This window comes from Marinomonas hwangdonensis, assembly GCF_003721245.1.
Taxonomy (GTDB): Bacteria; Pseudomonadota; Gammaproteobacteria; order Pseudomonadales; family Marinomonadaceae; genus Marinomonas; species Marinomonas hwangdonensis.
Window position 1 is genome coordinate 87,015 of record NZ_RIZG01000007.1, and the last position, 23,431, is coordinate 110,445.

Annotated in this window: 23 protein-coding genes; 11 read left to right on the top strand and 12 right to left on the bottom strand. The window is 43.9% G+C overall.

Annotation, left to right across the window (positions count from 1 at the left end; all coding sequences use genetic code 11):
- Positions 1-192: 192 nt before the first annotated feature.
- On the top strand, positions 193-1,431 hold the full coding sequence (locus EBI00_RS12105; protein ID WP_123096198.1) for a response regulator: 1,239 nt from the start codon (positions 193-195) through the stop codon (positions 1,429-1,431).
- A 67-nt stretch (positions 1,432-1,498) separates the two neighbouring features.
- On the opposite strand, the gene gatB is transcribed toward EBI00_RS12105, so the two are convergent.
- Genes gatB through gatC form a run of 3 tightly spaced genes read right to left on the bottom strand, consistent with a single transcriptional unit; the run spans position 1,499 to position 4,709 of the window.
- Entirely contained in the window at positions 1,499-2,947 is a 1,449-nt protein-coding gene (gatB, locus tag EBI00_RS12110) for an Asp-tRNA(Asn)/Glu-tRNA(Gln) amidotransferase subunit GatB (protein ID WP_123096199.1), read from the bottom strand.
- 2 nt (positions 2,948-2,949) lie between these two features.
- Positions 2,950-4,410 carry an Asp-tRNA(Asn)/Glu-tRNA(Gln) amidotransferase subunit GatA gene (gene gatA, locus EBI00_RS12115; protein ID WP_123096200.1) on the bottom strand — a complete coding sequence of 487 codons (1,461 nt, stop codon included), beginning with the start codon at positions 4,408-4,410 and terminating at the stop codon, positions 2,950-2,952.
- An 11-nt stretch (positions 4,411-4,421) separates the two neighbouring features.
- Positions 4,422-4,709, bottom strand: a complete 288-nt coding sequence (gene gatC, locus EBI00_RS12120) for an Asp-tRNA(Asn)/Glu-tRNA(Gln) amidotransferase subunit GatC (RefSeq protein ID WP_123096201.1) — start codon at positions 4,707-4,709, stop codon at positions 4,422-4,424.
- Positions 4,710-4,942: 233 nt separating this feature from the next.
- Between gatC and EBI00_RS12125 the strand changes: the two genes are divergently transcribed.
- The 7 genes from EBI00_RS12125 (at position 4,943) to EBI00_RS12155 (ending at position 14,094) form a co-directional block, all read left to right on the top strand.
- Positions 4,943-5,986, top strand: a complete 1,044-nt coding sequence (locus tag EBI00_RS12125) for a rod shape-determining protein (RefSeq protein ID WP_123096202.1) — start codon at positions 4,943-4,945, stop codon at positions 5,984-5,986.
- A gap of 71 nt (positions 5,987-6,057) precedes the next feature.
- On the top strand, positions 6,058-6,840 hold the full coding sequence (mreC, locus tag EBI00_RS12130) for a rod shape-determining protein MreC (RefSeq protein ID WP_277749214.1): 783 nt from the start codon (positions 6,058-6,060) through the stop codon (positions 6,838-6,840).
- A complete protein-coding gene (mreD, locus tag EBI00_RS12135; RefSeq protein ID WP_123096204.1) occupies positions 6,837-7,310 on the top strand; it encodes a rod shape-determining protein MreD in 474 nt (157 codons plus the stop codon). Before mreC ends, mreD begins: the two co-directional genes overlap by 4 nt.
- Before the next feature lie 59 nt (positions 7,311-7,369).
- Positions 7,370-7,981, top strand: coding sequence for a Maf family protein (locus tag EBI00_RS12140; protein ID WP_123096205.1), 612 nt, complete (start codon positions 7,370-7,372; stop codon positions 7,979-7,981).
- Positions 7,974-9,428 carry a ribonuclease G gene (gene rng, locus EBI00_RS12145; protein ID WP_123096206.1) on the top strand — a complete coding sequence of 485 codons (1,455 nt, stop codon included), beginning with the start codon at positions 7,974-7,976 and terminating at the stop codon, positions 9,426-9,428. Before EBI00_RS12140 ends, rng begins: the two co-directional genes overlap by 8 nt.
- 17 nt (positions 9,429-9,445) lie before the next feature.
- Positions 9,446-13,264 carry a YhdP family protein gene (locus EBI00_RS12150; protein WP_123096207.1) on the top strand — a complete coding sequence of 1,273 codons (3,819 nt, stop codon included), beginning with the start codon at positions 9,446-9,448 and terminating at the stop codon, positions 13,262-13,264.
- Positions 13,261-14,094 (top strand): carbon-nitrogen hydrolase family protein, encoded by an 834-nt coding sequence (locus EBI00_RS12155; RefSeq protein ID WP_123096208.1) that lies wholly within the window; start codon positions 13,261-13,263, stop codon positions 14,092-14,094. Before EBI00_RS12150 ends, EBI00_RS12155 begins: the two co-directional genes overlap by 4 nt.
- Before the next feature lie 133 nt (positions 14,095-14,227).
- Here EBI00_RS12155 and yjgA read toward each other — a convergent pair whose 3' ends face one another.
- The 9 genes from yjgA to EBI00_RS12200 form a co-directional block, all read right to left on the bottom strand.
- A complete protein-coding gene (gene yjgA, locus EBI00_RS12160) occupies positions 14,228-14,764 on the bottom strand; it encodes a ribosome biogenesis factor YjgA (RefSeq protein WP_123096209.1) in 537 nt (178 codons plus the stop codon).
- Between the two features lie 6 nt (positions 14,765-14,770).
- The gene (mgtE, locus tag EBI00_RS12165; protein WP_123096210.1) at positions 14,771-16,123 is read right to left on the bottom strand and encodes a magnesium transporter; all 1,353 of its coding nucleotides are present in this window, start codon (positions 16,121-16,123) and stop codon (positions 14,771-14,773) included.
- A 6-nt stretch (positions 16,124-16,129) separates the two neighbouring features.
- A complete protein-coding gene (locus EBI00_RS12170) occupies positions 16,130-16,399 on the bottom strand; it encodes an HPr family phosphocarrier protein (RefSeq protein WP_123096211.1) in 270 nt (89 codons plus the stop codon).
- Between the two features lie 9 nt (positions 16,400-16,408).
- Positions 16,409-16,858, bottom strand: a complete 450-nt coding sequence (gene ptsN, locus EBI00_RS12175; protein ID WP_123096212.1) for a PTS IIA-like nitrogen regulatory protein PtsN — start codon at positions 16,856-16,858, stop codon at positions 16,409-16,411.
- A gap of 17 nt (positions 16,859-16,875) precedes the next feature.
- Positions 16,876-18,360 carry an RNA polymerase factor sigma-54 gene (locus EBI00_RS12180; protein ID WP_123096213.1) on the bottom strand — a complete coding sequence of 495 codons (1,485 nt, stop codon included), beginning with the start codon at positions 18,358-18,360 and terminating at the stop codon, positions 16,876-16,878.
- 75 nt (positions 18,361-18,435) lie between these two features.
- Positions 18,436-19,161, bottom strand: coding sequence for an LPS export ABC transporter ATP-binding protein (gene lptB / locus EBI00_RS12185; protein ID WP_123096214.1), 726 nt, complete (start codon positions 19,159-19,161; stop codon positions 18,436-18,438).
- The gene (gene lptA, locus EBI00_RS12190) at positions 19,162-19,689 is read right to left on the bottom strand and encodes a lipopolysaccharide transport periplasmic protein LptA (RefSeq protein WP_123096215.1); all 528 of its coding nucleotides are present in this window, start codon (positions 19,687-19,689) and stop codon (positions 19,162-19,164) included.
- Positions 19,673-20,251 (bottom strand): LPS export ABC transporter periplasmic protein LptC, encoded by a 579-nt coding sequence (lptC, locus tag EBI00_RS12195; RefSeq protein ID WP_123096216.1) that lies wholly within the window; start codon positions 20,249-20,251, stop codon positions 19,673-19,675. The genes lptA and lptC overlap by 17 nt, the downstream gene beginning before the upstream one ends.
- On the bottom strand, positions 20,251-21,213 hold the full coding sequence (locus tag EBI00_RS12200) for a calcium/sodium antiporter (RefSeq protein ID WP_123096217.1): 963 nt from the start codon (positions 21,211-21,213) through the stop codon (positions 20,251-20,253). The genes lptC and EBI00_RS12200 overlap by 1 nt, the downstream gene beginning before the upstream one ends.
- Positions 21,214-21,374: 161 nt before the next feature.
- Between EBI00_RS12200 and EBI00_RS12205 the strand changes: the two genes are divergently transcribed.
- The 3 genes from EBI00_RS12205 to mlaD are packed head-to-tail and all read left to right on the top strand — an operon-like array spanning position 21,375 to position 23,429.
- Positions 21,375-22,187 (top strand): ABC transporter ATP-binding protein, encoded by an 813-nt coding sequence (locus EBI00_RS12205; protein ID WP_421930367.1) that lies wholly within the window; start codon positions 21,375-21,377, stop codon positions 22,185-22,187.
- Positions 22,184-22,966, top strand: coding sequence for a lipid asymmetry maintenance ABC transporter permease subunit MlaE (mlaE, locus tag EBI00_RS12210; RefSeq protein WP_123096218.1), 783 nt, complete (start codon positions 22,184-22,186; stop codon positions 22,964-22,966). Before EBI00_RS12205 ends, mlaE begins: the two co-directional genes overlap by 4 nt.
- Position 22,967: 1 nt before the next feature.
- Positions 22,968-23,429, top strand: a complete 462-nt coding sequence (gene mlaD / locus EBI00_RS12215; protein ID WP_123096219.1) for an outer membrane lipid asymmetry maintenance protein MlaD — start codon at positions 22,968-22,970, stop codon at positions 23,427-23,429.
- Positions 23,430-23,431 lie beyond the last annotated feature (2 nt).

Sequence of the window (23,431 nt, forward strand, 5' to 3'; positions counted from 1 at the left end):
GATCTCAAACAAAACCAGCGTATATCACGCTTGTTGAATAAAGCATGTATTTTTGTAATGCTCTGAATGAGCGTAATTTACAAAATATAACATCTGGCCTTTATTCTAGAGTATCGGCTGATTGGGTCATAGGGGATAATAGAAATCACTAAATTATTTTTTATCTCATTTTTTCGGGTAAGGCTTTTATAAATGGTAGTTCAGCATAAAATTTTAGTCGTTGAGGACAGTGCTGTTGTATTGAAAGTGTTGAACCATTTACTTTCACAAAGCTCCTTGTTTGTGCCTGTATTGTGTGAGTGCTACGCCGAGGCGATGGAAAAGCTCAATCAAGTGGAAGATTCATACTTTGCGGCTATAGTCGACTTGAATCTCCCTGACGCTGAAAATGGTGAAATTGTTGATCTGATTTTGGATAAAAATATCCCCTGCGTGGTTTTGACAGGCAATTTTGATGATAACTTGCGCTTGAGTTTATTGAACAAAGGGGTGCTTGATTACATTACCAAGGACAGTCGATATTCTTTTAATCACGTTATTAAGGTCATTGAACGTTTGCACAAAAACCAAGGTATCAAGGTGTTGGTTGCAGAGGATTCTTTAACCAGTCGTCGTTTTATTAAAATTCTATTAGAGCAATATCATTTTCATGTGATTGAGGTAGAAAACGGTCAAGAAGCCCTGGCGAAATTAGAAGAAGAGCCCGAAATTCGTATGTTGATCACAGATCACAATATGCCTTTGGTAAATGGGTATGAGCTCGTACGTATGCTGCGACAAAATACCCGCTTTCAGGATTTGGTTATTGTGGGTTTGTCAGCAGAAGGTGACAGTTCTTTGTCAGCTAAATTTATTAAGGCTGGTGCTAACGACTTTTTAAAAAAGCCTTTTTACCATGAAGAGTTTCATTGTCGTGTTATTCACAACCTAGAAGCGCAAGAAATGTTGGTAAAGATACGAAATCTTGCCAGTGTTGATTCTCTTACTGGTCTAAAGAATAGGCGCAGTTTATTCGACGAAGGTGAGCGGCTTTTTCATCGATCCTCTCAAGCGGTGTCTTTGGCGATGTTAGATCTTGACCATTTTAAAAGTATTAATGATACCTATGGTCACCTTGTTGGGGACGAAATATTGAAAATGGTTGGGCGTGAAATTCAGGACGCTTTCCCAGGTTTTTTGTCTTGTCGCTTTGGCGGCGAAGAGTTCTGTTTATTCGCAGAAATTAATGGCGAGACCATGCACAACCTGTTGGAAACATTTTTAACGCGTTTGCGATGCAAAGAATTCACCGACGCTAAGATTTCTTTGACCTTTAGCGTGGGAGTATGCAGTCAGCCAAAAGCGTCCTTTGAGGGAATGATTAAGGTAGCAGACCATTTTCTCTACGAGGCTAAAAGACTCGGGCGTGATCAAATCGTATCTGATAAGTGACGCGGCATCATTCAGGGATAAAAAAACGCGCTACGTTGGCGCGTTTTTTTATAACCGTAATCGGCAGCTACTCGCCTTTAAGCATTTTTACAAGTATTGGGTTAACCATTCCAGGATTGGCTTTGCCTTGTGATGCCTTCATCACTTGACCAACAAAGAAACCGATCATTTTTTTCCGTTTGTCTTCATCTGATGCTCGGTATTGCTCAACTTGAGCAGTATTGGCGTTTAAGATGGTCTGGATCATGGCTTCAATCGCACCCGTGTCGGTTACTTGTTTTAGGCCTTTCGCTTCAATGATTTCATCGGCTGATCCTTCACCATCCCACATAGCCTGCAAAATGTCTTTCGCGGTTTTGCCATTGATGGTGTTGTCTTGAATGCGTACTAGCAATTCGCCAAAAGCGGTTGCATTGACAGGGCAATTCTCAATGTCGAGTTGCTCTTGGTTAAGCAGTTTGCTTAGCTCACCCATGACCCAGTTTGCGGTGAGTTTCGGGTCTTTGACAACGGCATTGGCGGTTTCAAAATAGTCCGCCATGGCGCGCGAGGAGGAGAGCACGTTAGCGTCGTATTCGCTTAGACCATGTTCACTTTGGAAACGAGCCGCTTTTTGGCTTGGAAGCTCCGGTAAGCTTGCTTTGATGTCGTCAACGTATACTTGCGTCAATACCACTGGCAGTAAATCTGGACAGGGGAAGTAGCGATAGTCGTTAGCGTCTTCTTTGGAGCGCATGCTACGCGTTTCATTTTTCTCTGGATCGTAAAGACGTGTTTCTTGAATGATGCGACCGCCGTCTTCTAAAATATCCGCTTGGCGTTCGATCTCAGTATAAATGGCTTTTTCTATAAACCGAAACGAGTTAACGTTTTTGATCTCTGTACGAGTGCCATACTCTTTTTGGCCTTTTGGTCGCAGTGATAAGTTAATATCGCAACGCATTGAGCCTTCTGCCATGTTGCCGTCGCAAATGCCAAGGTAAGTGACAATAGAGTGAATCATCTTAACGTAGGCTACCGCTTCTTTTGCGGAGCGAATGTCTGGTTCTGAGACGATTTCAAGCAGCGGTGTGCTAGAGCGATTTAAATCTATGCCGGTCATGCCTTGGAAATCTTCGTGCAAAGATTTGCCGGCATCTTCTTCTAAATGAGCGCGAGTAATACCAATGCGTGAGGTGGTGCCATCGTCTAGCATCACATCAAGATAACCTTTGCCGACAATGGGATGATCCATTTGACTGGTTTGGTAACCCTTTGGAAGATCGGGATAAAAATAGTTTTTACGAGCAAACACCGACGTCATGCCAATCTCTGCGTTGATGGCGTGGCCAAACATGACGGCCATACGAAGTGCTTCTTTGTTGAATACAGGTAATGCCCCCGGCATGCCTAAGTCAACGAGGGTAGTCTGTGTGTTTGGTTCGGCGCCAAAGCCAACGGCGGCACCCGAAAATAACTTGGATTTTGTAGAGAGCTGAGTATGAATCTCAAGGCCAATAACCACTTCCCAGTTCATGCTTAAGCTCCTTTTGCCATTGATGGTGTTTGTAGGTGCCAGTCAGTATGTTGTTGATACTGATGCGCCACGTTAAGTAGTTTGGCCTCGGCAAAATAGTTGCCCATGATCTGCAGCCCGACCGGCATACCGTCAATAAAGCCAGCGGGTATGGACATGGCAGGAATGCCTGCCAAGTTTACCGACAAGGTGTAGATGTCTTCTAGATACATGGCAACAGGGTCGTTGGTTTTGCTGCCAAGGTCGAAAGCAGTGGTTGGGGCGACGGGGCCCATGATCACATCGACTTCTTCAAGCGCCTTGACGAAATCGTTTTTGATTAGGCGACGAATTTTTTGTGCTTTTACATAGTAGGCGTCGTAATAGCCTTCCGATAGGGCGTAGGTGCCGACCATGATGCGTTTTTGTACCTCGGTACCAAATCCTTCCGCACGTGTGCGCATATACATATCAAGTAAGTCTTTTGGATTCTCGCAGCGGTGACCAAAACGCACTCCGTCAAAGCGTGATAAGTTGGAAGACGCTTCGGATGGGGCGATAACATAATAAGATGGGATGCTCAATTGGAGGTTGGGCAATGAAATTTCTTTTACTGTGGCGCCCAGCTTTTCAAACTCTTTAATGGCCGTCATGATGGCGTTGGCTACGTTAGAGTCTAGACCGTCACCAAAATATTCTTTTGGTAGGCCAATTATAAGACCCGTTAATGGTGCGTTTAAGTTTTCTAGGTAGTCGTCGGTTGGTTTTTCTGCCGAAGTGGAATCTTTGTCGTCAAATCCTGCCATGGCTTGCATTAAATGGGCACAGTCCTCAGCGCTCTTCGCCATGGGGCCAGCTTGATCAAGGCTGGATGCATAGGCGATCATGCCAAAGCGTGACACACGTCCGTAAGTCGGCTTTAGCCCGGTAATACCACAAAAGGAGGCAGGTTGGCGGATTGAACCGCCTGTGTCTGTGCCTGTGGTTGCCATCACAAGGCCAGCAGCAACAGCCGCGGCCGATCCGCCAGATGAACCGCCTGGTACTTTATCGAGATTCCATGGGTTTTTGACGGCACCGTAAAAGCTATTCTCATTAGAGGAGCCCATAGCAAACTCGTCCATGTTGGTTTTGCCTAGCATGACAGCGCCTGCTTGCTGAATGCGGTGGGTAACCGTGGATTCGTAAGGTGGAATAAAGTTATTCAGCATTTTTGAACCACATGTGGTTAATGTGCCTTCGGTACAAAATAAATCTTTGTGTGCTATCGGTATGCCTGTCAAAGCAGTGGCTTGTCCGATTTTTAATAAATGGTCAGCCGCCACAGCCTGCTCTAATGCTTTCTTCTCGTCTACCGTAATAAAACTATTAAGCTGTGTGTCTAGTTTAGCAATGCGTGCTAAAAAATGGCGTGTTAGTTCAACGCTGGAAATGTCTTTGTCACGCAGTTTTTGCGCCAACGTTGAGATGCTTTGTTCGAACATGTAAGACTCTCTTAATCAATCACTTTAGGGACAAGGAAAAGGCCAGCTTCAGTTTGAGCCGCGTTTGCTAAAAATGCGTCACGACGATTTTCTTCCGTCACTTTGTCTTCTCTTAGTCTTTGTGTCATCTCGAGAGGATTAGAGAGCGGTTCAACGCCATCAGTATTCACAGATTGCATCTGCTCAACGAGCGCTAAGACACTAGAAAGTGAGTGTTGGTATTGATCGACATCTTCGTCAGTGAGAGCGAGTCGAGCCAAATGTGCAATCTTTTGCACGCCTTGTTTGTCTATGGACATGTTTCACCTAGTTTTTAATTATCGTAAATGCCTGTCATTGTATCTCTAAGTTTCTGGTCTATAAAGCTAACAGCGTGAAAAACCAAGCATTTTTTTTGTGATCAAAAAATTATTGTCGAAACAAGGTAATACTCTATTCTTTTTCAGTTTTTACAACGATTCAACTTGCCCAATGGGCCTGTCATTGTTACATTTTGACGCTGTTCGTATCGTATATCAGGGTGTAAGAATTCATGTTTAAGAAAATCAGGGGAATGTTTTCAAGTGATTTGTCTATCGACTTAGGAACGGCAAATACCCTTATTTACGTTCGTGACCGAGGGATCGTGCTTGATGAGCCATCTGTTGTTGCAATTCGGCATAACGGTAATCAAAAAACAGTGGCGTCGGTGGGTACTGATGCGAAGCGAATGTTGGGGCGGACGCCTGGTAACATTACCGCTATCCGTCCAATGAAAGATGGTGTTATTGCAGATTTTCATGTTACCGAAAAAATGCTGCAGTATTTTATCGCAAAAGTTCATGAGAACAGCTGGTTGAAACCGAGCCCTCGTGTGCTGGTCTGTGTGCCTTGTAAATCCACCCAAGTAGAACGTCGTGCTATCAAAGAGTCGGCATTGGGCGCTGGTGCGCGCGAAGTCTATATTATTGAAGAGCCTATGGCAGCGGCAATAGGTGCAGGTCTGCCTGTGGCTGAAGCGTCCGGTTCCATGGTGATCGATATTGGTGGTGGTACAACCGAGATTGCGATTATCTCTTTGAACGGTATTGTGACCTCCGAATCTATTCGTGTTGGTGGAGACCGTTTTGACGAAGCCATTATTACGCATGTACGCCGCCAATACGGTAGCTTGATCGGCGATGCAACGGCTGAGCGAATTAAGACTGAAATAGGCATGGCTTACCACACCGGTGAAGAGCTGCAAATTGATGTGCGCGGTCGAAATTTGGCTGAAGGTATTCCTCGTTCCTTTACGCTGACTAGCACCGAAATATTAGAAGCGTTGCAAGAGCCTCTAGCGCAAATCGTTCAGGCGATTAAAGCGGTACTGGAACAATCTCCGCCAGAACTTGCGGCTGATATTGGTGAGTCAGGTTTAGTACTGACGGGCGGTGGTGCTTTATTAAGAGAAATAGATCGTTTGATCAGCGAAGAAACAGGTTTGCCTGTGATCGTAGCGGACGACCCACTCACTTGTGTGGCGCGCGGCGGCGGCATGGCATTAGAATTAATGGACAAGCATGCTTCCGAACTCTTCACAGCAGACAGTGAATAACGGATAGGAGCTTCCCCATTAACAATTCGCTTTTATTCAGTGGAAAGGTATCTGGCAGCCGTTTTACTGTCTTGATTATCCTTTCACTAGCGATGATTGTTGCTGACGTCCGTTATTCTGCTTTTGCACAAGTAAGGCCATATTTGACCTTACTTGTTGCTCCTATACAGGTAGTAGTCAATACACCTCAAAAGTCTCTTAATTGGGCGGCAGATCATCTTGGTAGTCGAGAGGGTTTGGTAAGTGAAAATCAGTCTTTACAGTCTGAGATTCTGTTATTACGTAGCCAACAACAGCGCTTTGAGTCTTTAAAGGCAGAGAATATGCGTCTGCGAGAATTACTCGATGCTTCTCAGCGTGTGGATGAAAAAATTGTTATGGCTGAAGTAATTGGTTTTGACCAAAATGCTTATAGTCATAGGTTAATGATAGATAAGGGTTTTTCTTCTGGTGCTTATGTTGGTCAACCTGTCCTTGATGCAACCGGCGTGTTAGGGCAGGTGGTTGAGACATCAGCTTACAGTAGTCGAGTTCTACTTATAGCAGACGCAAGTCATTTCGTTCCCGTGCAACTCTCAAGAACGGGACTTCGCAGCATACTTAAAGGCACTGGTGACTTAAAACGTTTGGAACTCATGAGTGTACCGAGAACTGCAGACATTAAAAAAGGCGATGTGCTAACCACTTCTGGTTTAGATAAACGATTCCCAAGTGGCTATCCAGTGGGTGTTGTAAGAAGTGTTAGCTACACTCAGGGTAAAGCGTACGCCGATATTGCTGTGGTTCCACTTGCCCAATTAACTCGTAGTCGACACGTTATGTTGATTGACAAGCCCAAGGCAGTAACAGAATGAAGCCTATTATTGTTTTTTCTATTACCTTATTAATTGCTTTAATGCTTGAGGCAGTCCCTTTCCCAGAGCAGTTTGTCTGGTATCGTCCTGAGTGGGCATTATTGGTTATTCTGTATTGGGTAATAGCTCTGCCTTTTCGAGTTGGTGTAGGTTTGGCCTGGTTTCTTGGCCTTTTAGTTGATTTGTTACAAGGTGGTATACTAGGACAACATTCTCTTACCTACGTTATTATTGCTTACACATGTGCTGTATTCTATAAACGTTTGAGAATGTATCATCGATGGCAACAAGGAGTTTTTATTTGCATGCTGGTGAGCATTAATCAGCTGATAGACTTCTGGATAGACCATTATTTAGGTCATGCCGAACCCACTTTACTTATTTTCATGCCTGCTGTGATTACGGGCTTATTGTGGCCTTGGTCGTTTACTATATTGCGAAGTGTGCGACGAGTATACGCAATCCGTTAATTACTCTGATAGGTTTGCTTTCTTACAAATCATGTTTTCCTACAGTTTAGGATGTTTATATGCTTGTTTTGGCCTCGGCTTCACCAAGAAGAAAAGCGTTACTTGATCTCATAGTTAAAGAGTTTTTTGTGTTGCCTGTGGACATTGATGAAACACCAAATATCAATGAGCAAGCTGAAGCGTATGTCGTTAGGATGGCATTAGAAAAAGCCCGGGCATCGATAGCAAAATATAGCCATCAAGCGGGCGACCATTCATCGGACGCTGTTTTTATTGCATCTGACACCAGCGTCGTTATTGATGGTGACGTATTAGGAAAGCCAACCTCTTTTGAAGACGCCCATACTATGTTGCGTCGCCTTTCAGGTCGTTCCCATCAAGTGATTACTTCTCTGTGCGTGTCTAATTTGAATCAAGATCATGTTCTAACAGAGTGTGTGACTACAGAGGTTTTGTTTCGTGAGATTTCTGACATTGAAATACGTCAGTATTGGCAAACAACAGAGCCAGTAGATAAAGCGGGTGCTTATGCTATTCAAGGGTTAGGCGGGGTATTTGTTCGCCATTTATCGGGTTCTTATTCAGCTGTGGTGGGACTGCCATTATATGAAACAGCGCAGCTTTTAGCGCAATTCGGCGTTCATTCGCTTGAGGAAATGTCATATGAATGAAGATGTGCTTATAAACGTTACTCCAATGGAAATACGAGTCGCACTCGTGGAGAATGGTGTTTTACAAGAGGTCTACATCGAAAGATCCAGCCGTAAAGGCATAGTGGGTAATATCTATCAAGGGAAAGTCGTGAGAGTTTTGCCAGGTATGCAGGCGGCTTTTGTTGATATTGGTTTAGAGAGGGCGGCTTTTATTCATGTCTCAGAGGTGTCTCATCGCGATGCGGTCAATCCAAGCGATCAAATAGGTGATTATCTGCGTGAGGGGCAGTCACTGGTGGTTCAGGTAACAAAAGACCCCATCAGTACCAAAGGCGCGCGTTTAACGACACATCTTTCTATTCCATCTCGATACTTAGTGTACATGCCAGATCAGGCTCATGTAGGTGTGAGTCAACGTATTGAAGATGAGGCGGAGCGCGAAAGGCTTAAGCAATTGGTGTCAGGAGCGTTAACCGATGCGGATGAAAATAGTGGTTATATTCTGCGTACTGCGGCGGAAAGAGCAGGTGAAGAAGAAATACTAGCCGATATTAAGTTTCTGACACGTCTATGGCAATCTGTTAAACGTCGTATGCAGAACGCAAAAGCTCCTTCCATTATCTATGAAGACCTACCGCTGCATTTACGAACTATGCGAGACCTAGTCGGTCGAACTACGGAAAAAATACGCATAGATTCCAAAGAAAATTACGCTAAACTCAAATCTTTTGCGGAAGATTTTATCCCTGAGTTGCGTGAGCGTATAGAATACTATCCAGGTGAACGTCCAATTTTTGATATCTACAGCGTTGAAGATGAGATACAAAAGGCGTTGGATCCTAAAGTGCAGCTTAAGTCAGGCGGGTATCTCATCGTTGAGCAGACGGAGTCTATGACGACCATTGATGTCAACACCGGTGCATTTGTTGGGAGTCGTAATCTTGAAGAAACTATATACAAAACCAATCTTGAGGCTGCCACGGCCATTGGCCGACAATTGCGATTAAGAAATCTCGGCGGAATTATCATTATCGATTTTATTGATATGGAAGATGAAGAGCACAAACGCCAAGTTTTGCGTATGCTTGAAAAAGTACTCGACACCGACCATGCTAAAACCAAAATCACGGGGGTATCCGAGTTAGGTCTAGTTGAGATGACAAGAAAAAGAACGCGCGAAAGTTTGGGTCAGACACTGTGTGAGCCTTGCCGTTCCTGTCGTGGAAGTGGATTGGTAAAAACTCCAGAGACAGTATGTTACGAAGTTTTTCGCGAGATTTTACGTGCCGATCGGGCGTATAACTCGCAAACGTATACTGTTCTTGCTGCCAGCTCTGTTGTAGATAGGCTTAATGATGAAGAAAGTGCTGCAGTAGCGGAGTTAGAGGCCTTCATAGGAAAAACGATTCGCTTTCAGGTAGATTCTGTTTACACCCAAGACCAGTATGATGTTGTGCTGCGTTAGATCCAAAAGGTCTTAATATGGCTTGGCTACTGAAAAAATTCATTATCATCGGCTTTTGGTTGGGAGTTACCCTTTCACTGCTGGTGGCAGTGTTTGTATTGGGGGCAGGCCAGCTCTTACCTTATTTGGATCATTACCGTCCTCAAATAGAGCGCAACCTAGAGCAGATATTGGGCTATGACGTTATTCTCGATAAGATTGACGGGCAGCTTGAAGGGGTTGATCCAACATTTTCTGTCAGTGGATTTAGACTCACCACTTTGTCAAGCAGCGATCAACTAAACACAGCGGTCAGCATTAACGAACTGAGAGTACGTTTAGATCTTATTAAATCTATTTTGACGCTCAAACCTCAGTTTACCTACATTCGGTTTGTCAGACCATCCGTTTCATTAGAAGAAAAAGACGGCCAGTGGCTCCTGTACGGAGCGCGTCCTGTGCGAAGTGTGCAAAATGATGTGGGTATTGAGCGTATTCTAGATTACCTTTCAGAGCAGCGTAATTTTTCTATTTATGATGCCGATGTTCATATTGCCAGCGAGCGTTTGGGTGATCACCTTTTAAAGGTGGATCATGTTTATATTTATCAGCAGTCGTTTCAATCCTTGCTTAAGTCAAGGGTTTACTTAGACGATAACCCAACTCCATTCATCATTAATGCTGAAGTAAATAAATCCTTGAGCTTGTTGGGTGGCTATCGTGTTAAAGCCTCTATTGCTTCTCCTCGTGTTGTTTTACCCATAGCCGATATGTTCCCTTCTTCCCAGCTGCTAGCATCACTTGAACTTGGTGGAGACATCTGGTTGGACGCTCTAATTGGGAAAGAGCTTGATGTGCGCTCAGAAATGGTCAGTGTCAAAGCAAGTTTTAAAAATGGTCAGCAATACGAAGCAACCACAGCATTAAAGTTGAATTACAGTCAAAAACAACCCAGCGTTCGAGTGGATCTCGCTAACATGTCCTTAAAAGATCAAGATGGGCGAGGATATCCTGCTACGAATGCGATCTTTGACTGGTCGTCCGTGACTGAACGTTCGAATATCCGTTTTGACCAAGTCGACCTTGATCTGACGCAGCAGTTAGCGCTTCTGTTTCTGCCCGAAAGCAGTAATGCAGCCAGTATACTAAAGGGGTTGGATCCTCGTGGAATGGCGAAAAATGGGGTGGTTCGTTTGTGGAAAGACGATAAGGATTTGTCTTTTCAGCTGGTGACTAACCTTCAGACCGCTTCTATTCAATCCTACAACGGTATTCCTAAAGCCAACAATGTGAACGCCGTCTTCAGCTTGTCTGAAGATAACGGCTATATCGATTTTCGTGGTGAGAACAGTGAGATATTGTTTGATACTGTTTACGACAAAGCGTGGCTTTCAGAAAGTCTATCAGGGTATGTAAGTTGGCAAAAAATACACAATACTTTTTTAGTCAGTGGACGCGATTTAGCTGTGCAGCGAAATGGGGGGAATATCCAAGGAGGATTTCGTCTTGAAGTTCGAGATGGGCAACCCGATTGGATTGGGCTAGACCTGCAAGGGAAAAGTATTTCTTTGGCAGACAGATTGACTTATGTCCCGCCAAATGTGTTGGGCGATGGGCTAAGCGCTTGGATTCATAATGCTATTTCTGATTCTGGGTCAGCAGACAGCGTGGATATTCTGGTTCATAGCGAATTGAGTAAAGGGGCTAAGCCGCACGTCAGAATGCAGATGGCGGTCAGTGAGGCCAACATTAAGTTTGACGAAAATTGGCCAGAAGCAACCAATCTTGAAGGTCACGTTGAGTTTAATAAGGAAGGAGTTTTTGTTGATGTAAACTCGGCAAGTTTAAATACTCTGGTGGTTGAAAAATTAGCGATATCAGTGCCTATCGTAGAGGGTTCTGCAGATTGGTTGAATATTAGCGGAGAAATGGACGAGCAAGCCAGCAAACTTATTCCAGTCTTAAGGTTCACGCCACTGGGTGATACTGTGCTTAAGCCTTTTGAAGACTGGACTTTGCAAGGTGTCCTTAAGGGCCGTTTTGATATTGTCATTCCTTTAATAGAGACGGAACAGCCAGTAGTCAATTTGGCACTTCGCTTTCAAGATAATGTTTTGCTGATGGAAGACATAGGGCTGGAAGTTGGCGTTCAGCAGGGACAATTGAATTACCAATCAGACAAAGGGATTTTTGATTCAGAATTTGACCTTAAAGCCCTAGGGGGCGGTTCTCGGTTGGCTCTATCCTCTGTTTTTACTGAAGCGAATGAATTAGCCATAATAGGAGACCTTTCTGGTCGCATCAATGTCGGCGATGTGGTTCAGTGGCGTGACTTTCCTGAATCAGTTGGCAAAAATTTATCTGGTGACGCGAACTATACCGGACAGTTTGCGGTTAATCGTTCGCAAAATGGCCAGTTTGATCTCACAATCGACAGTAATTTATCTGGTGCGCTCATTGATTTTCCAGCTCCAATTGGAAAATCATCCCTGGAGACAACACCTTTTAAATTGAAGGTAATGCTTCATGAAAGCGATTTGGTTGTGGATACCGATTATAATCACGTCGTTAAATCAAGGTTTTTGCTTCGAAACGCCGAGTTTATTGGCGGTGAGGTCGTGCTTCAAGGAAAACCGTCTGTCCGATTTAGTGGGCAGATTCCGAAAGGGTTGTCTGTAATAGGGTCCCTTGAAGAAGTTAATGTTGAAGACTGGCAACCAGTATTAAATCAAGCGTCAGATAATAGCAATCCGTCTCCCATTTCATTGCGTGTTCCTTCTTGGTTGGGTCAAATGGATCTAATCATAGACAACCTAGTCATCAATGAAGATAACAGTTGGCATAATTTTAAAGTGTCTTATGGCCCTAAGACAGGTCAGGCACTTCAGGTAAGTTCAGATGAAATGAATGTTACCTTGACTCAAAAAGGGGATTTACCTTCACTGGATTTTGGTTTTTTGAGCTGGAATACGTCGTCTAATTCTGATGATTCGTCTCCAACGTCTCCCCCTATTTCGGCACAGCAGATTCCTAGTATGAATTTGTCTATTGATCAATTTTATTTGAACGGGCAACCCTACGGGGATTGGCAACTGCGTGTTGCTCAGCAGGGTAACAACTTACGTATTGACCCAATTACCTCTCAGTTGAAAACAGGGGATTTTAAGGGAAGCTTATTTTGGCAAGGTGGTGTTGATCATTCTAGTGTGGAGTTATCAATTTCCGCGAAAGGGGATGATTTAGCAGAATTAACCAAAAAATATTCCAGTGAAGCCTTTGTTTCGTCCAGCCAATACAAAATTGATGTGGGGTTAAGTTGGTTAGGGCATCCGTTTTATTTTGATCGCCAGTCTGTATCGGGACGAATTGCTTTTCAAGCGAACAACGGTAACTTCAATAAAGTGGATGAACTGCCAGTGTTTTTAAAGGCGTTAGGTATTTTTAATATTGGCGCATTAAGTCGACGTTTACTGCTGGACTTTTCAGACGTATACAAGCCAGGTCTTACTTACGATAAGTTCTCTGGCACGTTAAGTTTAGATAAGGGTATTTTGAAAACCTTATCCCCTGTCACTATTATATCGCCCACTGCGGAATTGGTCGTTGAGGGCGAAGCGGATATTGTGAGTGAGACGTTAAACGAAAAATTAACTGCTACATTTCCTATTTCGGGCACCTTACCTCTGGCCGGTTTACTGTGGGGATCGCCTCAACTAGCAGGCTTGCTTTTTATAACAGACAAGTTGATCGGTGATCAGCTTTCTAAAGTCACCAGCGTACAATACAAAGTCGAGGGTTCTTTTGATAACCCAGTGATGACCCCCATTCGCTTTCAACCAATAGGGAAACAGCCATGAATAATACACTTAGTGTCGCTGCTATTCAGCTAACCAGCACATCAGATTGGCAGGATAATCTTCTCATGGCAAAGCCGCTTATTGAGGCGGCAGCTAACGAAGGAGCGCGCTTAGTAGTTTTACCTGAAAACGTTTTTCTTTTTAACGGTAAGGCGATGCGTCCTTTAGCAGAGTCTGATGATCAATCGATTATATTGCGCGCTATGTCTGATATGGCCAAAGACTGCGGTATCTATTTGGTTATTGGCTCGCATCCATCTGTGGTGAGAGAAGGTGGGAGTGTTATCGAAGATGGCCGAGTGCGCCAAGTGAGTTGGGTGTTTGGTCCCGATGGTGCTTTCTTAGAGCGTTATGACAAAATTCATTTGTTTGATGCCGCCGTTGACGATAAAGCGGCCTCTTATAAAGAGTCCGACTTTATTGAACCGGGCGATTTGAGTGTTAAAGTCATTGACGTAGATGGTTTCAAAGTGGGTCTGAGTATCTGTTATGATTTGCGTTTTCCAGAGCTTTACCGGGAGTTGGTTGCCTTGGGTGCTGAGGTTTTACTGGTGCCTGCGGCCTTTACTTACGTTACAGGCAAGGCTCATTGGCATACTTTGCTCAGTGCACGAGCCATTGAAAATCAGTGCTTTGTGCTAGGGGTAAATCAGTGTGGCTGGCACAATGAGACGAGGCAAACATACGGGCACAGTGCTTTATATTCGCCGTGGGGAGAGACGCTTGCTCGCTTAGGGGATGAGCCAGGTTACTTTGTGTTTACTGTGTCTAAGCAAGCAATAAGCGATTGTACTCAAAAAATGCCTTGTTTTTCGCATCGTAGACTCTAGGAGGCAGGGAAAAGTAATTCGCTCATTTTTCATAACAGATTAAGAGACCTGCGAAAAAAACCCACCTTGTTGAATGTGTCCATTCGTCAATAGAGTGGGTTTTTAATGAAAAACTAAAAGTGATACTTTTGTTTTATGCTTTCAAGCCAAGTCTTTTTTCTTCCGCTTCTCGCAAAAAACGGAACAATTTTTTTCGATTTGTGGTTTTTGCATCTTGGGATGCTTCTTTTTGAGACAGACGAATAAGCTGTCTTAACAACTGAATGTCTTCAATTTCTGGGTTTTCGTCTAGATACTGAGATAGCTCTTCTTTGCTGTTTTCCCCAATTAAGGCGTCACGTTTGATTTCTAATTGATGAAAGAGTTTATTGTATGCCGCTGAAGTGGTATCAAAAAGTGCGACACGATGAGCAATGGCTTCGTGGTCTTCTGTACGCATTATTTTGCCAATGTATTGCAAGTGTCTGCGCATTGCTTCATTTTGCTTAATACGACCTGCTTCGACAAAGGCTTCTCGCAAAGTGTCGGACATTTCCACTTTTTTTAATTGGTTTTTGCTTAAGCTAAGTAGTTTTTTTCCAAGATCCTGTAAGGCTTCCATTTCACGCTTGATCTGGGTTTTGCTCTTAGGGATTTCTTCTTCGTTTTCAAATTGATCAAAGTCTGTCATGGGAACCTATATAAGAAAGATAGTGGCGAGACCAAGGAAGGAAACAAATCCAACCACATCGGTTACAGTCGTCAGTATAACACTGCCTGCAAGAGCGGGGTCTATACCGAGTTTTTTTAGTAAAATGGGTAAAAGTGTGCCTGTCGCAGCGGCAAAAAGTAGATTGATAACAATCGCACCCGCAATGATATAGGCAATCTTGATGTTGTCAAACCAAAACGCAGTCAATACTGCAATCACAGCAGACCAAAGCAGGCCATTGAGAAGTCCTACTATGAGCTCTCGATTTAATAGCCAACGTGTGTTGGTTGCTCCAATTTGATTTAAGGCAATACCGCGTATCACCAGTGTGAGTACTTGTGATCCTGCTATGCCACCCATACTTGCCACAATAGGCATTAAAATAGCGAGGGCAACGATTTGGTCAAGGGTGTTTTGAAAAAGTCCAATAACATAGGATGCAATAAATGCGGTAACAAGATTAATGCCCAGCCATACGGCACGGCGTTTGGTGGTTTTCATGATGGGAGAAAAGGTATCTTCATCATCGTCTAGACCCGCCATGCTCAGCATTGAGTGTTCTGCTTCATCCCTAATAACATCGACGACATCATCAATGGTAATGCGACCAAGGAGCTTTTTACTGTGCCCATCAATGACAGGGGCGGATACCAAATCCATTTTTTCGAACAACTGTGCAACATCGTTGGCTGGGGTTTCAGCGGTGATAACAGTGTATTCAGTCTCCATAATGTCACGAACGGTGGCATTTAAATCAGACACTAATAACGTCGTAAGAGGCAGTGTGCCTAACAGTTTGTCTGAGCGGCTGACAACCAAAAGGCTGTCTGTCATGTCTGGTAACGTGTTGTGCCTACGTAAATAACGGAACACAATGTCAACAGTGATGTTGGGACGGATAGTGATGGTGTCCGTGTTCATCAAACCGCCGGCTGAGTCTTCCGAATAACTTAGTAGCCTTTCGACTCTTGTCCTGTCTTGGCTGGACATGGATGCCAAAACTTCTCGAACAATTTTTTCAGGAAGCTGTTGCAGTAAGTCGGCTAGGTCATCACTTTCAAAATGCCCTGAAACCGCAATGAGACGCTCGGTATCCATGTTTTTCATGAACTGAATGCCGACATCTTCTGTTAGATACTGTAGAACTTCACCTTGGTTTTCAGCTTCGATAAGCTCCCAAAGAAGTTTTCGCTCTTTAGGAGGAGAGGACTCGAGCAGTCGAGCAACATCTTGTGCTGGCAACGCACCGTTAAGTAAATAACGGATTTGCATGGTCGCACCCGTCTCAAGCGACTCGGTGACTGTTTGCAAATGTTTAAGCGTGTTCTGCTCTGTCATCACGGATTACTCGCTTTCACCAAAGCGGTTGTTAATAAGCGCTATAATGTCTTGGATGGCCGCTTGCTCGTCTTCACCGTTTACTTTAATGCGAATTTCAGTACCTTTTCCCGCGGCTAGCATCATGATGGCCATAATGCTTTTACCGTCTACGTTGCGTCCTTCTTTTTCTATAGTGATGTCAGAATCATAACGCATGGTTGTTTCAACCAGCTTGCCTGCTGCTCGGGCATGTAAACCAAGTTTATTGATAATGGTTAAAGTTTCTTCCTGCATGCTTGTTTCCTAAATCAACGAATCGAAAATGTCAAATAATTCATTATCGGTTTGTGCGGCTCTGAGCTTTTCTAAAGATTCTGGTGATTGGGCCAGTTCTGCAATCTTAGCCAATGTTGACAGGTGTTGATCGCATTCTTGAGGTGGAACGATTAGAGCAAAAATAAGGTCAACCGCTCTTTTATCGATAGAGTCAAAGTCGATAGGGCTCTGCAAAGACATGACAACAATGGCTGTGCGGTTGGCGGATTCAAGGCGGCAGTGTGGAATGGCGATGCCATTGCCGATGCCTGTGCTCCCTAACTTTTCTCGACCTAGCAGTGCTTCATAAACGGCTTCATTTTCACAATGCATCCGATCAGACACAGCCGACGCAATATTTTCCAATACGCGCTTTTTACTGACAATATCTTGCTTGGCAAGCACAAGTTCTGGTTTTAATAGCGATTTCAAGGACATGATAAAATGGTTTCCGTTTAGATCAGTCTTTTGCGTTCATTGGAAGGAGGGATGTTCATCGCCTCACGGTATTTAGCAACGGTGCGTCGAGCAACTTGAATGCCCTGATCAGCCAATACAGCTGCTAGTTTGTTATCACTTAACGGTTTTTTCGCGGGCTCTTCAGCAACCAACTTTTTAATCATAGCGCGAATTGCCGTTGAGGAGCACTCTCCACCTGATGCGGTATTCACATGGCTTGAGAAAAAGTATTTAAGTTCAAAGATACCTTTAGGGGTATGCATGAATTTTTGCGTTGTTACTCTGGATATGGTGGATTCATGCATGCCGACTTCTTCTGCGACATCATGGAGTACCATAGGTTTCATGGCTTCTTCGCCTAACTCAAAAAAATCAATTTGTCGACTCACGATACAGCTAGCCACTTTTAGAAGGGTCTCGTTTCTGCTTTGTAGACTCTTCATGAACCATTTGGCTTCTTGTAGCGACGTTTTAATGTAGGTTGCGTCTTCTGATGTGGCAGCTGTGCTTGCCATCGCAGAATAGGTTTCATTGATTTTAATGGGTGGCAGGGCGTCGTTGTTTAATTCGACTTGCCAAACATCTTGTTTTTTTCTTACCGTCACGTCCGGTATAACGTAATCCGTATCGCCGGCATCGATAGCCGAACCTGGTCTGGGATTTAATTGTTGAATCAGCAGGATAATGTCTTTCAATGCTTCTTCTTTGAGACGTGTTTTACGGCTGAGTTGCGTGAAGTCGCGACTTCCTAATAAAGGTAAGTAGTGATTGATGATGTTGTGTGTGCTCTTATACAAAGGATGGTCTCTAAAAGCCTCTAATTGCACAAGTAGGCAGTCACGTAGGTCAATAGAGCAAACACCAACGGGGTCAAAGCGTTGAAGTCTATGTTGTACTGCAGTGACTTCCTCAATATCTAGGTCATCTAATTCACTGCTCAGCGATTCCCAGATATCTTCAGGAGAAATGCTTAGATACCCATCGGGTTGAACACATTCGATAATGGCATAGGCAATCTCAATGTCTCTGTCTGACATATGAGTCAGATTGAGTTGCCAGATTAAGTGGTCTTGAATGCTTTCTGCAGGAGCATTTCGACTCTCAAAATCACTGTCACCTTCGAAGTTTTGGTTGTCGAAGTTGTTGGTGTCACCTGCCGTAGCAGAGCTTTGGTAGGTATCATCCCAATTGCTGTCAATGGACAGCTCCTCTGGAATGCTTTCTGTCCACTCTGAATCCACCCGCTCTTCTTCACTGTGATCAGCGGGGCTTTCTACTGCACTTTTAGATTCTATGCTCGCTGGAATATCCACGTAAGCTTGCTCATCATCATCCAGTTCTAAAAGTGGATTCGATTCGAGGAACTCATGGATCTCGTGTTTCAAGTCCAACGTAGAAAGCTGCAGTAAGCGTATGGCTTGCTGCAGTTGAGGGGTCATGGTCAGTTGTTGGCCAAGTTTTAATTGCAAAGACTGCTTCATAAAGCAACTCTTTCAGTATGAATGAATTGGAACGAGTTGTGCATACTACTCCCTTTTTACAGCAATGATAAGGGTTTACAAGCGGAAGTCGTCGCCTAAATAGACCTGTTTTACTTGTTCGTTATTGATAACGGTATTGGCATCGCCTGACGCTATGATGTAGCCGTTGCCAACAATATAGGCTTTGTCACAAATATCTAGGGTTTCTCTTACGTTGTGATCGGTGATGAGTACGCCGATGCCGCTTTCTTGAAGATGCTTGATGATTAATTTGATATCACCAACAGAAATCGGATCAACGCCAGCAAAGGGCTCATCGAGCAAAATAAATTTTGGGTTCATCGCAAGGGCACGGGCTATTTCTACTCGGCGTCTTTCGCCACCCGATAAGGCCATGCCAAGGTTTGAGCGAATGTGAGTGATATGAAACTCTTCCAAAAGGGTTTCCAATTTTTCGTTTTGCTGTGCCTTGCTTAACTCTTTACGCGTTTCAAGAATGGCTAGGATATTGTCTTCCACTGACATCTTGCGAAAAATCGACGCTTCTTGTGGTAAATAACCAATGCCTTTTTGTGCTCTAGTGTGCATGGCATCTTTAGTAATGTCTTGACCATCGATAAAAATACCGCCAGCGTCATTTGCCACCATGCCGACGATCATGTAGAAGCAAGTTGTTTTACCAGCGCCGTTGGGGCCAAGTAAGCCAACCGCTTGCCCAGACTCTACAGCAATAGAAACGTCTTTAACAACAGGCCGCTTTTTATAGCTTTTTGCGAGATGCTTTGCTTCCAATAATGCCATTTAGTTCTCTGCCTTTGTTGCTTGAGGTTGTTCTGCAGATCGTGGTTGCAAGGTCATTATAACCCGACCAGAGTCTTTTTTCTCAGCCGTAAAGGTGCCGCTATTAATATTGTACTGAATGTAATCGGCTGTGATAGCATTTTGCATGCGGCTTAAATAGCCATCACCGGTAATTTCTAGTCTTGACTCGTCAGTCAAATAAAGGATTGCATTGCCTTTACTGATCACTATATTGCCACTCCAGTCTAATTGTTGACTAAATACAGCGGGGTTGCCCGTGGCTTCAAGGCTGCTGAATTGGCGAGTTTGCGCATTACTGGTTACTTTTAGGTACTCAGCTTGGATTTCAATCGTGCCTTGTTTAACAAAGACATTTCCTTTGTAAATAGCTTCTCCCGTTTTTTGGTTAAAAGAAGCCTCATCCGCCTGAATTTCAAGTGGTTGATTCATGTCATCTGGTAAAGTATAGCCATTTGGAGAGGCTATTAGGGAGGCCACTATTGCTCCTAAGCTAATTAGCTGTTTCATAAATTCCTCTAACAGATTTGGTCATAAAGACGTTTTCTGAATTGATGTAAGTGACGATTTGCTCGGCACTGGTTTCGCCTTGAGACGAGATAAGGGTGGCGTTTCCATAGCTTGTTAAGGACTTGTTTCTATCAAGATAATGGACACTGTCTGAGAGCATTTCTATTTTTTCAGATTGTAAGTGCCATTTAGTAGCATGGGCATTGCCCGTCAAAAGAATGTCTTTGTTACCGTCTTCTATAATACCTGTTTCAGCTTTTGCTAGCCAATTACCGGTAAGACTTGACCGCTCTACTATGGGTTCCACAAGAAGCGTTTTAGACGTCGCCTGGTAATGTCTTGTTTGCTCGGTTTTGAGGGATTCAGTTAGTTTCCCTTGCTGGTCAAAGGTTTTTACATGTACCTTAGTAATAAAGTAATCAGGGGCGTCGTTAAAGGTCTCGACTTCAACCAAGTTGTTGGCTGTATTTGCCCCTTGATAGAAAACAAGCCCTAATAGGGCCGTGATGGCGACAGCAATAACAAGGTTTTTCGGTCGGACTAAAGTGTTGAGAATAGTCATTAGGCCAGCGTCGTTGTACTAACAAGGAATAAATAGAGACCATAAGAGGCAATGAGAGGTACACCCACCCAGCGTGGAATCTGCTTACTTGAGGTTTTCTGAAAAATAAATACACAAAGAGCGAGGACTAGAGTCAAACCTAAAACCCAAGGGAAATCACGACTAATGATATTGGCGTCTATCAATCCTGGTGCAATAATCGCTGGTAGTGGCAAAACCGTTGCAAGATTGAAAATATTGGAGCCAATAATATTGCCGATCGCTATATCATGGTGTCCTTTAAGGACACTGCTAACGGACGCTGCAAGCTCAGGTAGACTGGTGCCGATCGCAACAATGGTCAAACCTATCACTAGCTCACTCACGCCTAGCGCGGTCGCGATGCCTATGGCTCCCCAAACCAAGAGTTTTGAACTGCCTATCAGAACCGCTAAACCAATAATGGCAATAATAAAGGACTTAATCACTGGCGCGCCATCATCCTCAGGCAATTCACCTTCTAACTCACTTTTGAGGTCTTTATTTCCCTTTAAAAGAATGGTTAGTATTCCGACGAAAGCCACTAGCAGGATTACACCATCCCATTTATCAAGCATCCCATCATATAAACTGAAGCCGGTTAACAGAGTAATGGCTATGACAAGGGGGACTTCTTTCTTGGATAAGCCTGCCGCGATAGGGACAGCGGAAAATAGTAAAGTAATGCCGAAAACAAGACCAATATTAGCAATGTTGGAGCCAAGTACATTTCCCACGGCGATCTCTGGAGCCCCATCTAACGCAGCAATAGCAGACACTACCATCTCAGGTGCGGATGTGCCAAATGCGACCAAGGTTATGCCAATTACCATGGGATTTACATTTAACTTCTCCGCAACGAGTGCTGAGTGTTCAATAAACTTGTCTGAACTCATTATCAGTAGCACTAGGCCCGCAACAAGAGCCAAAGAGAATAACAACATGATAGAGGAAATACCTTATAGTTTTAAAAACACCATTTAATGAGGTTTGCCCACTAAATTCAAGACTTGATCTAACAAACATAGTGCATTTGGTTATAGCGTGATTTTATTTGCATATGGGCAATGATAGTATTAATACATATTTGGTACAGATGGAAGGTGTGTCAGTGAAAAATGCGTACGTCAGTGTCAGTAAACTCAGTTTTAGTCGAGGAGAGCGACTCATCTATGATGACGTATCACTCACTATACCCAAGGGTAAAATAACCGCGATCATGGGGCCAAGTGGCACAGGCAAAACAACCTTGCTGCGCTTAATTGCAGCGCAGCTTGATCCTGATTCTGGAACTATTTTGGTTGATGGTCAAAATCTACACAAGCTATCGCGCACGGATTTATACAAAGAGCGCAAAAAAATGGGCATGCTTTTTCAAAGTGGGGCTTTATTTAGCGACATGTCAGTGGCAGAAAACGTTGCCTTTCCATTAGAAGAGCATACTAAATTGAACGCTGTTTCTATTCAGCAAATTGTAAACGATAAGTTGCACAGTGTCGGGTTGCGTGGCGCATCGAAATTGATGCCGGCTGAATTGTCTGGAGGGATGGCTCGACGCGTCGCTTTAGCGCGTGCTATTGCGCTTGATCCACAACTTGTCATGTATGATGAACCATTTACCGGACAAGACCCTATTTCAAAAGGGGTGCTCGTCAAATTAATTAAGCAGTTAAATGACTCGGCTAACATTACGTCGGTCATTGTTTCTCATGACGTAGATGAGTCGTTATCCATTGCTGATCATGTATGTATTTTAGCCGGTGGGAAAGTGGTTGCTGAAGGAGCGGCCGAGGAAATACGTCATTCTCTGGATCCTCAAGTCAAACAGTTTTTAAATGGTGAGCCAGACGGTCCTGTGCCTTTTCATTATCCTGATGAATCTGTTTCGGTGCCGGGGCTAAAGGGAGAGTCTGCATGAAAGCCATTGTTGCGTTAGGCGCTTGGGTATTCAACTGGCTTGAATCCGTAGGGCGTGCGGGGATTTTCATTATGCAAAGCATTTTTAGGATGCCAACGCGTTGGGGGGAATCCATTAACTTGCTAGTTAAGCAGTTATACTCTGTGGGTGTTTTGTCCTTAGTTATTGTTATTGTCTCAGGTACCTTTATTGGTATGGTTTTGTCCCTTCAGGGCTATAGTATTTTAGCCAAGTTTGGTTCGGAGGAGGCGGTAGGTCAGTTATTAGCGCTGTCTTTATTGCGAGAGCTATCCCCCGTGGTAACCGCTTTATTATTTGCGGGCCGTGCTGGGTCATCGTTAACAGCAGAAATTGGCTTAATGAAGACCACAGAGCAGCTTTCCAGCTACGAGATGATGGGTGTTGATCCATTGAGACGAGTGATAGCACCTCGTTTTATCGCAGGCGTGATTTGCTTGCCACTGTTGAGTTTGATTTTCTCAGCAGCCGGTATATTGGGTGGGCAGCTTGTGTCTGTTGGATGGTTAGGCGTTCATGACGGCGCTTTTTGGTCTTCTATGCAGCAGTCTGTATATTTCGATACAGATGTTTTAAACGGCCTTATTAAGGCGATGTGTTTTGCTGTGGCGGTAACTTGGATTGCTGTATATCAGGGATACGAATGTGCCCCGACTTCGGAAGGGATAGGTAAAGCCACAACTCGAACGGTTGTGTTAGGGTCATTGGCTGTACTGGCATTAGATTTTGTTTTAACCGCTGCTATGTTTGGAGATTTTTAAGATGAGAAGTAAGCGCGCTGAGTTAATGGTTGGATGTTTTATTGTTCTTGGGATTGTTGCGCTGGTGTATTTAGCGGTCCAGGTAAGTGGGTTAGCCTTTTCCAGTAAAAAAGATACGTATCAAATAGTTGCACGATTCGATGATATCGCGGGATTGACGAGTCGAGCTAAGGTGTCCATTGCTGGTGTCACGGTAGGCAGTGTTGAATCTATTACCCTTGATAAAGAGCTTTACATGGCCTTGGTTTCAATGAATATCAATTCAGATGTCGATAATATCCCCATTGACAGTTCTATGGCGGTTCTCACTAGTGGTTTGTTAGGGGAAAAATATCTAGGTATTTCTATCGGTGCAGAAGACGAAATGCTGAAAGATGGCAGTGAAATTTACGACACACAGTCTGCTTTGGTCTTAGAAACACTGATTAGTCAATTCTTATTTAATTCAGGTGATTCGGAGTAGCG